Consider the following 12833-nt stretch of genomic DNA (forward strand, 5'->3'; position numbering starts at 1 on the left):
CTATGATCGAACCGTTTGCAAATAGCGGCTCGGAAGCGGGCGGCCGATTTTGTCGCGGATAAACAAAGCCGCTTTCGTCAGCCGCTCGACATCGATGCCGGTGTCAATCCCCATGCCATGAAGCATATACACTAAATCATCGGTGGCGACGTTTCCCGATGCCCCTGGGGCGTACGGGCAGCCGCCGAGGCCGCCGAGCGAGCTGTCAAACGTCGTAATCCCCATTTCCATTGACACTACAATATTGGCGAGCGCCGTCCCTCTCGTGTCATGGAAATGCATCGCGATCCGATCAACCGGAAAACGGCGGAGCACCTCGGCAAGCACCTCTTCGACTTGTTTGGGCGTCGCCACGCCGATCGTATCGCCAAGCGACAGTTCGTCAACCCCCATCACCAGCAGCCGGTCGGCGACCGTGAGCACTTGATCGACGGGGACCGCCCCTTCATACGGGCAGCCAAACACGGTCGAGACGTAGCCGCGCACCGTTTTTCCGGCTTGTTTTGCCGTCTTCACAACCGCTTCAAGCACCGGAAACGTGGCGGCGATCGTTTTGTTAATGTTTTTTTCGTTGTGCGTTTCGCTCGCTGACATGAAGACGCCGACTTCATCCACCCCAGCGCCAAGCGCCCGCTCAAGCCCCTTTTCGTTCGGGACGAGCGCCGCATACGTGACGCCGTCTTTGCGGCGGATGCCGGCTGCGACTTCGGCAGCATCGGCGAGCTGCGGAATCCATTTCGGATGGACGAAGGAAGTCACCTCAATGTACGACAGCCCCGTTTCTGACAATAGGTTGATCCAAGCGATTTTATCGGCGGTTGCGATCGGCGCTGCTTCGTTTTGCAGGCCGTCGCGCGGGCCGACTTCTTTGATCGTCACCTTCGCCGGCCATCGGCTCATGCGCTGCTCCCCCTTTTCGCTTCATCTCCGCCGTTTTGTCGTTGACCGTGTCAAACGGCTCCCTTCCCTTATCGTTGGCGGGTGTTAGTCAAGGACGAATCCGGCTCTCCCCATCCCCCTTGATGCTCAATGGGGTCGGTGTGGAGTTTTCATAAAACGTTGGACGCTACCTGTTGGCGGAACCGTCTGCTTCCCTACTCGATCTCAACGAGCACGTCGCCTTCGTTCACGAAATCTCCTTCTTGCACATGAATGTGCTTCACAACCCCAGACGTCTCAGCGGCAACTGGAATTTCCATTTTCATTGATTCCAAAATGACGACGTCTTGCCCTTCTTCAACGCGGTCACCGACGGTAACGACAATCTTCCAGACGCTTCCGGCCATCGTGGCGGCAACTTGCTTCATCGTTTCTTCCTCCGTTTCTGCTTCATTTTGTTTTCGTTGGCTGCCAATAGTTGGCGAGAAAATCGGTCGTCGTATCCCCGGCACGGAACGCCGGATGGGACAATACGGCTTCCAGCAGCGGAATGTTCGTTTTAATCCCTTCGACCCGATAGTCGCGAAGCGCGCCGAGCAAGCGTTCAATCGCCGTTTGTCGATCCGGACCTTTCGCAATCAACTTCGCGATCATCGGGTCGTAAAACGGCGTGACCGTGATGCCGCTTTGAACCGCTGTTTCATGACGAATCCATTCGCCCTGCGGAGCCGAAAACGCCGTAATACGGCCGGGCGACGGGTAAAACGTGTTCGGGTCTTCGGCATAAATGCGCACTTCAATGGCGTGCCCGTCGCGGCGAATGGCTTCCTGCTGATAGCGGAGCGGCGCGCCGGCGGCGATGCGCAGCTGCTCTTCGACGATGTCGATGCCGGTGATCTCTTCCGTCACCGGGTGCTCGACTTGCAGCCGGGTGTTCATTTCAAGAAAATAAAAGCGTTTTTGTTCGTCGACCAAAAATTCCATCGTGCCGGCGTTCGCATAGCCGATGTAACGGGCGGCGCGCACGGCGGCTTCCCCCATCTTCCGCCGCGTTTCTTCATCCAAAAACGGCGACGGTGCTTCCTCCACCACTTTTTGGTGGCGGCGCTGGATCGAGCATTCGCGCTCCCATAAGTAAACGCAGTTGCCGCGCCCATCGGCGAGCAGCTGAATTTCAATATGGCGCGGGCGTTCAATATATTTTTCAATGTACATCGTCCCATCGCCGAAAAACGAAGCGGCCCGCTTTTGGCTCCCTTCAAACGCTTGGCGCAGCTCCGCTTCGTCGCGGGCGATGTGCATGCCGATGCCGCCGCCCCCGGCTGATGCCTTCAGCATGACCGGATACCCAATCGAAGCCGCCGCCTCCGCCGCCGCATCGGGGCTGTCCAACGCAAACGTGACGCCTGGAACGATCGGGACGCCGGCTTTTTCCATCGTCCGCCGCGCTTCGATTTTGCTGCCCATCGCGGCAATGACGTCCGCCTTCGGGCCGATAAAGACGATTCCTTCCTCCTCACAGCGGCGGGCGAACGCCTGGTTTTCCGAGAGCAGCCCGTAGCCGGGATGGATCGCCTCTGCTTTCGCCGCTTTGGCAACCTCAATGATTTTTTCGATATTTAAATAGCTTTCCGCCACGCGCGGCTTGCCGATCAAATATGCCTCATCCGCCAGCTTGACGTGGAGTGAATCGGCGTCCGCTTCCGAGTAGACGGCGACCGTTCGGATGCCGAGCTTTTGGCACGTGCGGATGACGCGGACGGCAATTTCGCCGCGGTTGGCAATCAACACTTTCGAAAACATGGTCTCACCCTTTCACGAAAACTGAGAATGCCGCCGGGCGGTTTCGTCCGCCCGGCGCGGCGGGTTACGTCGTCAAGCCGAGGCGCTGTTTCGCCATTTCTCGCAGCTTGAATTTTTGAATTTTCCCGGACGCTGTCATCGGGTATGAGTCGGTAAATTCGATGTAGCGCGGGATTTTATGGCGGGAGATGTTGCCGCGGCAAAACTCGCGAATTTCCTCGGCTGTCGCTGTTTCCCCGTCCTTTAAGATGATCCACGCCATCACTTCTTCGCCGTACACTTCATCGGGCACGCCGACGACTTGAACGTCCAAAATTTTCGGATGTTTGTACAAAAACTCCTCGATTTCGCGCGGATAAATGTTCTCCCCGCCGCGGATGATCATATCTTTCAGCCGGCCGGTGATGCGGCAGTAACCGTTCTCATCCATCGTCGCCAAATCGCCGGTATGCAGCCAGCCATCTGCGTCGATCGCTTCGTTGGTCGCTTCCGGGTTGTTGTAATATCCTTTCATGACATGATAACCGCGCGTGCACAGCTCCCCTTGCACGCCGCGCGGCACTTCCCTGTTCGTGCCCGGCTCGACGATTTTCACTTCCACGCCCGGCAAGGCGCGGCCGACCGTTTCGACGCGCAGCTCAAGCGGATCGTCGGTGCGCGTTTGCGTGATGACCGGCGACGCTTCCGTCTGCCCGTAGGCGATCGTAATGTCTGTCATCCCCATTTTTTCGATGACCCCCTTCATCACTTCGACCGGGCAAGGGGAGCCGGCCATAATGCCGGTGCGCAATGATGACAAATCGTATTGGTCGAAATCCGGGTCGTTCAGTTCGGCGATAAACATCGTCGGCACGCCGTGGAGCGCCGTGCACCGTTCCGCCGCCACCGTCTGGAGCACCCGCTTCGGATGAAACTCGACAACCGGCACCATCGTCGCCCCGACCGTCACGCAAGCCAACGTGCTCATCACGCAACCGAAGCAGTGGAAAAACGGCACGGGGATGCAAAGGCGGTCTCCTTCGCCAAGTCCCATGCATTGCGCGACTTGGTGAGCGTTGTTGACGACGTTGTAATGCGTCAACATGACCCCTTTCGGGAATCCGGTCGTCCCGGACGTGTATTGCATGTTGATCACATCGTGTGGGTCGAGGCTCGCCATCCGTTCATCGAGCTCTTCTTCTGACACGTCGTGCGCCATCGCCAAGATGTCGTTCCATGTAAACATGCCCGGGTACCGTTTGTCGCCAAGAAAAACCACGTTTTTCAGCTTCGGCAGCCGTTTCGATTGCAGCTGTCCGGGCGCCGACGTGCGCAATTCGGGAACGATTTCATATAAAATATCGATATACGACGAGTCGCGATATTGCTCAATCAAAAAGAGCGTCGTCGAATCGGACTGGCGAAGCAAATACTCAAGCTCGGCCGCGCGGTAGTTCGTATTGACCGTCACCAACACCGCCCCCATTTTCCCGGTCGCAAACTGGCAAGCGATCCATTCCGGAACGTTCGTCGCCCAAATGGCGACATGCTCCCCTTTTTCGATGCCAAGCCGCATCAAGCCGCGCGCGACGAGGCGGCAATAGTCGTTCAACTGTTGATACGTCAGACGCAAGTTGCGGTCGGCGTACACGACCGCCTCGCGATCCGCATATTGCCTGGCCCTCTCTTCCAACAATTTCCCCACCGTCACCGTCAACATCGGCCTTCTCCTCCCCTTTGTCCGAATTCACTGTTATGGATATGCGCATCGTTCCGCTTTTAGCATCCGAGTTGGCGAGCGATGACGAGCCGTTGAATTTCCGATGTGCCTTCGCCGATTTCCATGAGCTTGATATCCCGCAAATGGCGCTCAACGCCGTACTCTTTCATGTAACCATAGCCGCCGTGAATTTGGATCGCCTGATTGCAGACGCGAAACCCCATTTCCGACGCGAACAGCTTGGCGAACGACGCTTCTTTTGTAAACGGTTTCCCTTGATCTTTCAACCAAGCCGCCTTGTACACCATATTGCGGGCAAGCTCAATTTCCATCGCCATGTCAGCGAGCTTAAACTGAATCGCTTGAAACTTGGAAATCGGCTGGCCAAACTGAATGCGTTCTTTCGCATATTGAAGCGCTTTCTCAAACGCCGCTTGCGCGATGCCGACGGCTAAAGCGGCGATCGAAATGCGGCCGCCATCAAGCGTGTACAAAAACTGGTTAAACCCTTTTTGCGGGTCGCCTAAGACGTTTTCTTTCGGCACGCGGACGTTCTCGAAAACAAGCTCACACGTATTGGACGCGCGCACGCCCATCTTGTCGTAACTCGAACGGATTGTAAATCCTGGGGAGTCAGTTGGCACGATGAGAGCGGTGATGATGTTTTTGCCGCGCGCATCTTTGCCTGTCACAGCGGTGACAATGACTTGCCGCGCGTATTGGGCGTTCGTGATCCAGCATTTTTCGCCGTTAATGACATATTCATCGCCGTCGAGCACCGCCGTTGTGCGCGTGCCGCCAGCGTCGGACCCGGCGTTCGGCTCGGTGAGCCCAAAAGCGCCAAGCGTCTCTCCTTTGGCCATCGGCACGAGCCACGTTTGTTTCTGCTCCTCTGTTCCAAAGTAATAAATCGGACTCGCCCCAAGCGACACAGCGGCCGCGTAGCTTAGCCCGGTGCCGCCGCAGGCGCGGCCGATTTCCTCAACGGCGATGGCGTACGAAATCGTATCGCCCCCGGCGCCGCCGTATTCTTCCGGAAACGGCAGGCCCAACAGCCCGAGCTCGCCCATCTTGCGGAACACATGCAGCGGAAAATGCGCCTCTTCATCCCATTTCGCCGCGTATGGGGCAATTTCCTTCTCGGCAAAGTCGCGAACCATTTCTTTAATCATTTGTTGCTCTTTTGTTAATGAAAAATCCATCTTGTCCCTCTCCCCCATAAAAGTGTTCTATAAGTTTAAACCGACTAGTCGGTTTTGTGCAAACGACGTAGCCGCAAGCACCGCAGTAAAAACGCTTTCAAAACCGACTAGTTGGTCTGTAAGCGGTGCGCGGATCATTCCGCGGCGGGCGGCAACAAAAACCGCGCCGCTGTTGGGTTCTCCGGTGTGCGGAGCACCGCATGCAAAATGAAGTCAGCGAAATACGCCGCGATCTCCTCAATCGACAGCGGACCGTCCGGATTGTACCATTTGTACGTCCAGTTGACCATGCCGATGATCGACATGCCGGCAATTTCCACCGACAGTTCCGGACGAAATTCCTCGGCTTCAATCCCCTCGCGGATGACGCGAAAAATAATTTGTTTAAACTCTTCGCGCTTTTCATTGATCGGTTCAGCATATTCCGGTTTTAAGTACGTGCTTTCCTGATAAAAGACGGTAATATGTGGTTTATATAAATGAAAAACTTTTACAAATGACTGAACGATGGCGTACAAGCGCTCGGTCGGCGTTGAACAGCTTTCATACGCCTCCTGCGCTTTGGTCAGCGCATACGTAATAAAGACGTCATGAATATGGTACAGCAACTCGTCTTTCGATTTAAAATTATGGTAAAACCCGCCTTTGGACGTGTCACTTTCGGCAACGATGCGATCGACCGTCACGCCGTGGTAGCCGTACTTTTCAAACAAATGAAGCGCGGTGTCGATAATGCGGTCTCGAAGCGGTTTCTCTGCCATAACAGTCTCCTTCGTCTGAGCTGTAAAACATTTCGGAAAAAGCAAAATCTTCTTCTTGTTTATTAAGATACTCGACTCGGGCTGTCATTGTCAACAAAAATCGTTCGGCGCCCAAAAGCGAAGCGTCTTTCGCCGCCTCCGCATCGGGCAAGATGCCTCTTCTAGGAGACCGATGATTGAAGGGAGCAAGCTGCTTACCAAGCCCGTTTCTCCAATAGAAAAGCCTTGTCGCCTTAGGATCTCCTTTCAAATGATCCCTCATTGCTCAACAGAAACAACCGTTTTTCACCAGCCTTCTAGCCGCACAAGCAAAAAGAAAGCGGTCGCTCCGTACATAATCACGACCGTTTTTCCAAAAGATAAAACCGGAGGTGGTTTCGCTTGGAACCGATGCTATGTCCAAACTGCAAAACGAACCGGACGCGCTTTCACCTCATCGAGCAACACCCGCGGGCGGTCAAGCTCGACCCGCACACCGGCGACATTGAGCATGAATACACAAACGAAGCGCTCGAACCGTTCCATCTCCCGTATCGCGGCCCGAGCTACCGCGTCCAATGCGGCGTCTGCGGGCTGATCGAAGATGCGGATATGTTCATTCAGCGCGCTAAATCGTCTCCATTGGGGTGATTCCATATGGCGAACAAAAAACAAACACCTTCTTCCATCGTTGACCAAAAACAGCTCGTCAACGACAAGGCGAAAGCGATGCGGGAGCGCGGCGATCAGCACATCCGCCGCGGCACGCCGAACGGCGCAGACGGACAATAAACGCCGGCTTGCTTCTGCGCAGAAGCAAGCTGGTTTCCGCTTTTCGTTGCTAGCGGTACATCGCCCACAGCCCGATATCGCGAAACCCAAGGCGGTGGTAAATGCGCCCGGCGGCTGGATTGTCGTAAAACAGGCACGGCATCTTCCCTTCAGCAAACAAATCGCAAACGAGCTTCGCCACGATGGCGCTCGCGTACCCTTTTCCTCGATGTTCCGGATCGGTGCAGACGCCGACGATCATCGCCGACAGCGAATTTTCCGCCGTTGTCGATGCCGCCGCCACCATCTTGCCATCTTGTTCAATATAATACGTTCTCGCTGAATTCGTTTCCATCCCTTTCACCAGCATATCGCGGGATGACGGCCTCGTCTCAAATTCGGCAATGCGGCCCCGCAAGTCGAGAATCCGGTCGACATCGGCCCATCCGGCTTTCTTGACGGCGAACGCCCCGTTTTCTTGGCGGGCGTATTCATCCGTCCGGCACTCGCAAAAGTAAAGCGTTCGCTTCGTCCCAAGCGGCAGCCGCCCTTCGAATTGCCTAGCAACTTCCTCTTTGCCGGACAGCTGAATGGACAAAGACGAGCCGGCCGTCTCGCGGATGAGACGAGCAAAGCCATCGGCATCAAAATCGCCAGGCGCGTACAGAATGTAGGAATCGTAATAACGGAGCAGCACCGCCTTCAGCGAGCCGTTGCCGTCAAACTGCCCCCAGACAGCCTGAAAATCGGCGTCATAGCCGAATGACTCAATATCGCCGATAATAAACAAGTTGAACGACGGGTCTTGCTGTAAAAATAAAAACACTGGCTCATGGTCTTCCTTCGTTAACCGACGAATCATGACGCTCCCCCGCCTTTCGAATGATATTTTTTCCATGGTACGATAGCATATATCCGTTGTCAATGGCCAAAAACACGGCCAGCCTCGGCCAACTGCGAAGAAAAGGAGGAAGTCCGCCCTTCACAAGCAGGGGCGGGCATGCGTATGAAGTTGATCGACGATCTGTACGACTATTACAAAGACCGGCTGACCGGAGATGAAGAAGACGCCGAAGCGGTGGCGATGTCGATTTTAGACGAGCTTGACCGCCGCCATGTGCTCAAGCTGATCAATGAGATGAGCGATGAAGAGCTGCTTGGAATGTTTGGTTTGTACGTATTCGAAAGCTTGAAAGCGAAAATGGCCAGCGAAGGCCTCGGCGCGACGCGGCCGCAACATGTGCCGGGCGTGCATTGAAAAAGCGGCTGTCCCTCGGTACAGACGGCATCATCTGACCGGGGCAGCCGCCCTAGCGGAGACGCTTTAGCGCCTGCTCGGGACGGTTTCAGGCACAACCGCCCGTTCGAACAAAGGGGGCGTACGATCTTCGCGCGGCCGATTCAACGGGAAAATTGCACATCATATCCTTTTTTCAACAGCACTTGGTAAATTTGCTGAATATGGTCTTCGTTTTTCGTCTCGAGCGAAAAGTGAATTTCCGCCTGACCCGGCAGCACTTTGGCGCCGATGCGCTGATGATGAATGGACATAACGTTCGCCTCGAGCTCCGCAATAATGCGCAGCAGTTTGTTCAACTGGCCAGGCTTGTCGGAGATGACCGTTGTAAACGTAACGAATCGCCCGGCTTCGACCAGCCCCCGCTCAATGATGCGGGAAATCAGCGTTACATCGACGTTGCCGCCGCTGAGCACAGCGGCGACTTTTTTGCCGCGAAACGGCAGCTTTTGATATAACAATGCCGCTACCGGGCAAGCGGCCGAACCTTCGACAAGCAGCTTGTTCCGTTCCAGCAAGTAAAGCATCGTCCGTGAAATTTCCGCCTCTTCCACGCAAACGACCCCATCGACGTATTGTTCGATATATTGGTACGTAAGATTGCCTGGCTTTTTCACCGCGATGCCATCAGCGATCGTATCGGAGGCGGCGATGGCGACCGGCTGTTTATGGCGGATGGCCGCCGTCATGCCCGGGCAAGCCGACGACTCGACACCGTACACGTCAATTGACGGCTTCAGCTGTTTTAACGTAAACGCCAGCCCCGCAAGCAATCCGCCGCCGCCGACCGGACAAAGGACAACATCCACATCAGGCAGCTGCTCAATCAACTCTAAGCCGATCGTTCCTTGGCCGGCGATGACGGCCAAATCGTCAAACGGATGAACAAACGTCATGCCCCGCTTGCGCTGCAGCTCGAGCGCATACTCAAGCGATTCATCGAACACATCGCCATGCAAAACCACTTCCGCCCCATAGCTTTTCGTCGCTTCGATTTTGCTGAGCGGCGCCCCTTTTGGCATGACGATCGTGCACGGAATATGGAGCATGCTGCTCGCATAGGCCACCCCTTGAGCGTGGTTGCCGGCCGAGGCGGCGATGACGCCGCGCGCTCGCTCTTCATCGGTCAGCGACATGATTTTGTTGAACGACCCCCGCACTTTAAACGAACCGGTCTTTTGCAAATTTTCCAGCTTCATGTATACCTCATTGCCGGACAGCCGGCTGAACGTTTGCGAATGCTCCAAGGGCGTTTCGTGAACGATACCTTTCATTTTCGCCCTCGCTTGTTCAATGTCTTTTAGCGTTAACATCAAGAAACCATCCTTTCTTTCTACTCCGGCGAGCCGTCTTTTTTTCCGCCGCATGGTGCGAAGGCGCTTCCATCGCTTGCCCCCGGCGGCACAGTTTTTCGATCTCAACACGAGCGCGCAGGCAAAAAGACCGACCGCTTCCCGCAGCGCTGCGCCGAAAACAAGCTGCGAACGCCTCCGCCCACCATGATTATACCGTAAACGGCTCACCGCTTCACATCCCTGTAGTTAGTTTGAGGTTCAGTTTCATTGATTATTTAGAACATAGTTTTATTTTTTAAGAAAGTCCGTTTTCGAATAGGCAAATAGAGCGGAATTTGCTAATATGGAAGAAGGGAATGCGGAACGCGAAACCATGTTTGGCTAAGGGGTTTGAAAGCATGAATGACCAATGGGCAAGCCAGCGCATCAACGAACTGGAGCGGAAGCTGCGCGCCTATGAGCGGCTCATGGAGCAGCTTCCGTTTCCGTTCACATTCGTCGACTACGAAAATGGGGTCACGATCGAAAAAAAGCGGGGGGCCGGCCAACCGCACCTTGTCTTCATTCCTCCGATTCCGCAAAAAGAGGCGGAATGGCGGTGGGACATCGACCTGTACCGCGACGTGCCGTTTGAAAAAATAGAAGCGTTTTTGACACCGCTGCTTGACTTGGTCCCGCATCATATTGTTTTCGTCGATGAGCGCGGCATCATCACGCTTTGCAATTTGCAGGCAGCGGCAGACACCGGCGTCGACCGCGACGCGATCATCGGCAAACATATTCGCGAGCTGCTGAAGCTGCCCGATGAATTGATTGCAACGATCCACTCGCTCGAGAAACGCGAGCCGCTTTACAACTATGAGGTGCTTGATCGTTTTTACGGCATCGTCAACACCCGCTTTATTTATAACGATGACGGATCGATCAAACGGGTCATCAGTGTGTTCCAGTCGCTCAGCATGATGAAAGAGACGGAAAAATTAGCGGTCGCCGGGCGGATCGCGGCGGGCATCGCCCACGAAATTCGCAACCCGTTGACGACCGTGCGCGGCTACTTGCAGCTGTTGAAACACGACTTGCCTGACCGAATGGCCTCGCTCGTCGAACGCCTTCTCATCCCTGAGCTTGATCGGGCCAACGGCATTATTACAGATTTTTTAAACATCGCCAAACCGGCCGATGTCAAAATGGAAACTTTCCATTTGCACCGTTTTTTGCGCGAAGATGTTGGCATTCTCTTGCAAAGCGAAGCGCTGCTCCATCACGTGAACGTCCATTTTGATCTCGATGGACAGCTTGACGACTACGAAATGAACGGCGACCGCCGCCAGCTTTTACAAGTATTTTTAAACTTGTTTCGCAACGCGATTGAGGCGAAAGTGAACAAAACGATGAACGTCACGATTCGCAGCCGGAAAAGGCCTCATCTCGTTCAGCTGAGCTTTTGCGACGACGGGCCCGGCATTCCTCCGTCGGTCATCGGCCATATTTTTGACCCGTTTTTTTCAACGAAAGAAACAGGAACAGGACTCGGCTTATCGCTGTCCAAAAAAATTGTTGAATTGCACCGCGGAACGATGAAAGTGCAAAGCAGCCCGGCGGGGACATGCTTTATGATCGAATTTCCGCTTCACAACCGGCCGCCGTTTTTTTCGCCCTAACCCGTTTCGCGACGGGCTGCGGCCGCGCTCGAGAGATCGGGAACATGGAGGATTTCGCACAATGTTCCGTTTTTTCACAGACGGAAAGGAGGGTCATCATGGCAGCATCGGTTCCCGTAGATCACAAATGGCGACGTTTGTTCGCTTTGTTTCTTCCTATTTTCGTTTCCCAGGCCGGTCAGTACATGATGAACGTGGCTGATGTCGCGATGTCGGGACACGCGAGCGCGGAAGATTTGGCCGGCGTGGCGATCGGCTCAAGTTTGTGGGTGCCGGTATTTACCGGCATCGGCGGCATTTTGCTCGCGTTGTCTCCGATCGTTTCCCAGCACTTCGGGGCCGGACGCCACGAAGACATCGCCCACATTGTCACACAAGCGCTTTATTTGGCGGCTGCGCTCGCTGTGATCATCGTTCTCGTCGGCGCCGGCGTGGTTCCGCTCGTCTTACGGTCCATGACCTTGGCAACACATGTTCAATTCATTGCCGCTCATTATTTGCTGGCCTTGTCGTTGGGAATCATCCCGCTTTTTCTTTATTCGGCGCTGCGCCATTGGATCGATGCGCTTGGGCAGACGAAAGTGACAATGTGGATTACGCTCACGGCTCTGCCGATAAACGTTTTGTTTAACTGGCTGTTCATTTACGGGCATTTCGGGTTTCCTCGCCTTGGCGGCGTCGGCACCGGCTATGCAACGGCGATAACGTACGCGTACTGTTTTGCAGCCGCCGCCTTCGCCGCTCTGAAGTTTCGCCGCTTGTCGCGATACCGCGTGCTCGCTCGTTTTTATCGGCCTTCATGGGCCGCGTGGAAAGAGCTGCTTAAAACGGGGGCTCCGATCGGGGCAGCCATCTTTTTTGAAACGAGCATTTTTGCTGCTGTGACGCTCCTAGTCGGGCGATTTGGCGCGGAAACTGTCGCCGCTCACCAAAGCGCGATGAATTTCGCGTCCTTGCTGTATATGATCCCGCTCAGCTTGTCGACAGCGCTGACGATCGCCGTCGGTTTCGAGGCGGGAGCGAAACGCGAAGAAGCAGCAAAGCAATATTGCCTGATTGGCCTTGGCCTCTCGTTGTCAGTCGCCGCCGCTGCCGCCCTGCTTCTGTTTGTTTTCCGCGGCAGCATCGCGCAGCTGTACACCAACGATCCGACCGTAGCAGCGTTGACAAAAACGTTTTTGTTGTACGCTATTTTCTTCCAATTTTCCGATGCGATCGCCGCTCCCATTCAAGGAGCGCTGCGCGGCTATAAAGAGGTCAAGGCGGTATTTTGGTCCGCCCTGCTCGCCTACTGGGGGATCGGGCTTCCGGTCGGCTGGGCGCTCGCCTCGCTGACTGACGCCGGGGCGTTTGGCTACTGGATCGGCCTCATCGCCGGATTGGCTGCCGGGGCGCTCTTTCTCAGCTTCCGCCTGCGGGCCGTCTGGCGCCGCCACGGAAATCGGCGCACGCCGCTCGCCTCGTAAGGCAGAGGCGCCCGGGCCGC

General features: G+C 55.3%; 13 protein-coding genes. 5 read left to right on the forward strand and 8 right to left on the reverse strand.

Annotation, left to right across the window (positions count from 1 at the left end; all coding sequences use genetic code 11):
- The 6 genes from NST29_RS09715 to NST29_RS09740 all read right to left on the reverse strand — a co-directional run bounded on the left by NST29_RS09715 (position 1) and on the right by NST29_RS09740 (position 6344).
- Positions 1 to 900, reverse strand: a complete 900-nt coding sequence (locus tag NST29_RS09715) for a hydroxymethylglutaryl-CoA lyase (protein ID WP_033843933.1) — start codon at positions 898 to 900, stop codon at positions 1 to 3.
- A gap of 194 nt (positions 901 to 1094) precedes the next feature.
- Positions 1095 to 1307: an acetyl-CoA carboxylase biotin carboxyl carrier protein subunit gene (locus NST29_RS09720; RefSeq protein WP_033843934.1), complete on the reverse strand. Its 213-nt coding sequence runs from the start codon at positions 1305 to 1307 to the stop codon at positions 1095 to 1097.
- A 22-nt stretch (positions 1308 to 1329) separates the two neighbouring features.
- A complete protein-coding gene (locus NST29_RS09725) occupies positions 1330 to 2682 on the reverse strand; it encodes an acetyl-CoA carboxylase biotin carboxylase subunit (protein ID WP_339232090.1) in 1353 nt (450 codons plus the stop codon).
- Between the two features lie 64 nt (positions 2683 to 2746).
- Positions 2747 to 4381: an AMP-binding protein gene (locus NST29_RS09730; RefSeq protein WP_033843936.1), complete on the reverse strand. Its 1635-nt coding sequence runs from the start codon at positions 4379 to 4381 to the stop codon at positions 2747 to 2749.
- A 59-nt stretch (positions 4382 to 4440) separates the two neighbouring features.
- Complete coding sequence (locus NST29_RS09735) at positions 4441 to 5583, reverse strand: acyl-CoA dehydrogenase (RefSeq protein WP_033843937.1); 1143 nt, start codon at positions 5581 to 5583, stop codon at positions 4441 to 4443.
- A 134-nt stretch (positions 5584 to 5717) separates the two neighbouring features.
- Positions 5718 to 6344, reverse strand: a complete 627-nt coding sequence (locus tag NST29_RS09740) for a TetR/AcrR family transcriptional regulator (protein ID WP_033843938.1) — start codon at positions 6342 to 6344, stop codon at positions 5718 to 5720.
- 381 nt (positions 6345 to 6725) lie between these two features.
- Here NST29_RS09740 and NST29_RS09745 point away from each other — a divergent pair, with 381 nt between their 5' ends.
- Together NST29_RS09745 and NST29_RS09750 are read left to right on the forward strand one after the other, a co-directional pair.
- A complete protein-coding gene (locus NST29_RS09745) occupies positions 6726 to 6974 on the forward strand; it encodes a hypothetical protein (RefSeq protein WP_033019930.1) in 249 nt (82 codons plus the stop codon).
- A 6-nt stretch (positions 6975 to 6980) separates the two neighbouring features.
- On the forward strand, positions 6981 to 7115 hold the full coding sequence (locus tag NST29_RS09750) for a hypothetical protein (RefSeq protein ID WP_268746086.1): 135 nt from the start codon (positions 6981 to 6983) through the stop codon (positions 7113 to 7115).
- 49 nt (positions 7116 to 7164) lie between these two features.
- Here NST29_RS09750 and NST29_RS09755 read toward each other — a convergent pair whose 3' ends face one another.
- Positions 7165 to 7956: a GNAT family N-acetyltransferase gene (locus NST29_RS09755; protein WP_033019933.1), complete on the reverse strand. Its 792-nt coding sequence runs from the start codon at positions 7954 to 7956 to the stop codon at positions 7165 to 7167.
- A 138-nt stretch (positions 7957 to 8094) separates the two neighbouring features.
- Between NST29_RS09755 and NST29_RS09760 the strand changes: the two genes are divergently transcribed.
- Positions 8095 to 8352, forward strand: a complete 258-nt coding sequence (locus NST29_RS09760) for a DUF6154 family protein (RefSeq protein WP_033019935.1) — start codon at positions 8095 to 8097, stop codon at positions 8350 to 8352.
- Between the two features lie 143 nt (positions 8353 to 8495).
- Here NST29_RS09760 and ilvA read toward each other — a convergent pair whose 3' ends face one another.
- On the reverse strand, positions 8496 to 9704 hold the full coding sequence (gene ilvA / locus NST29_RS09765) for a threonine ammonia-lyase (protein WP_033019960.1): 1209 nt from the start codon (positions 9702 to 9704) through the stop codon (positions 8496 to 8498).
- A gap of 380 nt (positions 9705 to 10084) precedes the next feature.
- Between ilvA and NST29_RS09770 the strand changes: the two genes are divergently transcribed.
- Both NST29_RS09770 and NST29_RS09775 read left to right on the forward strand, forming a co-directional pair.
- Positions 10085 to 11347 (forward strand): ATP-binding protein, encoded by a 1263-nt coding sequence (locus NST29_RS09770; protein WP_033019936.1) that lies wholly within the window; start codon positions 10085 to 10087, stop codon positions 11345 to 11347.
- A gap of 98 nt (positions 11348 to 11445) precedes the next feature.
- A complete protein-coding gene (locus NST29_RS09775) occupies positions 11446 to 12813 on the forward strand; it encodes an MATE family efflux transporter (protein ID WP_033019937.1) in 1368 nt (455 codons plus the stop codon).
- Positions 12814 to 12833 lie beyond the last annotated feature (20 nt).

The organism is Geobacillus sp. FSL W8-0026, assembly GCF_037966255.1.
Classification (GTDB): domain Bacteria; phylum Bacillota; class Bacilli; order Bacillales; family Anoxybacillaceae; genus Geobacillus; species Geobacillus icigianus.

Excerpts from the sequence above, each read along its gene's own strand:
- NST29_RS09715 (WP_033843933.1), bottom strand. The coding sequence starts at position 900 with ATGAGCCGATGGCCGGCGAAGGTGACGATCAAAGAAGTCGGCCCGCGC.
- NST29_RS09720 (WP_033843934.1), bottom strand. The coding sequence starts at position 1,307 with ATGAAGCAAGTTGCCGCCACGATGGCCGGAAGCGTCTGGAAGATTGTC.
- NST29_RS09725 (WP_339232090.1), bottom strand. The coding sequence starts at position 2,682 with ATGTTTTCGAAAGTGTTGATTGCCAACCGCGGCGAAATTGCCGTCCGC.
- NST29_RS09730 (WP_033843936.1), bottom strand. The coding sequence starts at position 4,381 with ATGTTGACGGTGACGGTGGGGAAATTGTTGGAAGAGAGGGCCAGGCAA.
- NST29_RS09735 (WP_033843937.1), bottom strand. The coding sequence starts at position 5,583 with ATGGATTTTTCATTAACAAAAGAGCAACAAATGATTAAAGAAATGGTT.
- NST29_RS09740 (WP_033843938.1), bottom strand. The coding sequence starts at position 6,344 with ATGGCAGAGAAACCGCTTCGAGACCGCATTATCGACACCGCGCTTCAT.
- NST29_RS09750 (WP_268746086.1), top strand. The coding sequence starts at position 6,981 with ATGGCGAACAAAAAACAAACACCTTCTTCCATCGTTGACCAAAAACAG.
- NST29_RS09755 (WP_033019933.1), bottom strand. The coding sequence starts at position 7,956 with ATGATTCGTCGGTTAACGAAGGAAGACCATGAGCCAGTGTTTTTATTT.
- NST29_RS09760 (WP_033019935.1), top strand. The coding sequence starts at position 8,095 with ATGCGTATGAAGTTGATCGACGATCTGTACGACTATTACAAAGACCGG.
- ilvA (WP_033019960.1), bottom strand. The coding sequence starts at position 9,704 with ATGTTAACGCTAAAAGACATTGAACAAGCGAGGGCGAAAATGAAAGGT.
- NST29_RS09770 (WP_033019936.1), top strand. The coding sequence starts at position 10,085 with ATGAATGACCAATGGGCAAGCCAGCGCATCAACGAACTGGAGCGGAAG.
- NST29_RS09775 (WP_033019937.1), top strand. The coding sequence starts at position 11,446 with ATGGCAGCATCGGTTCCCGTAGATCACAAATGGCGACGTTTGTTCGCT.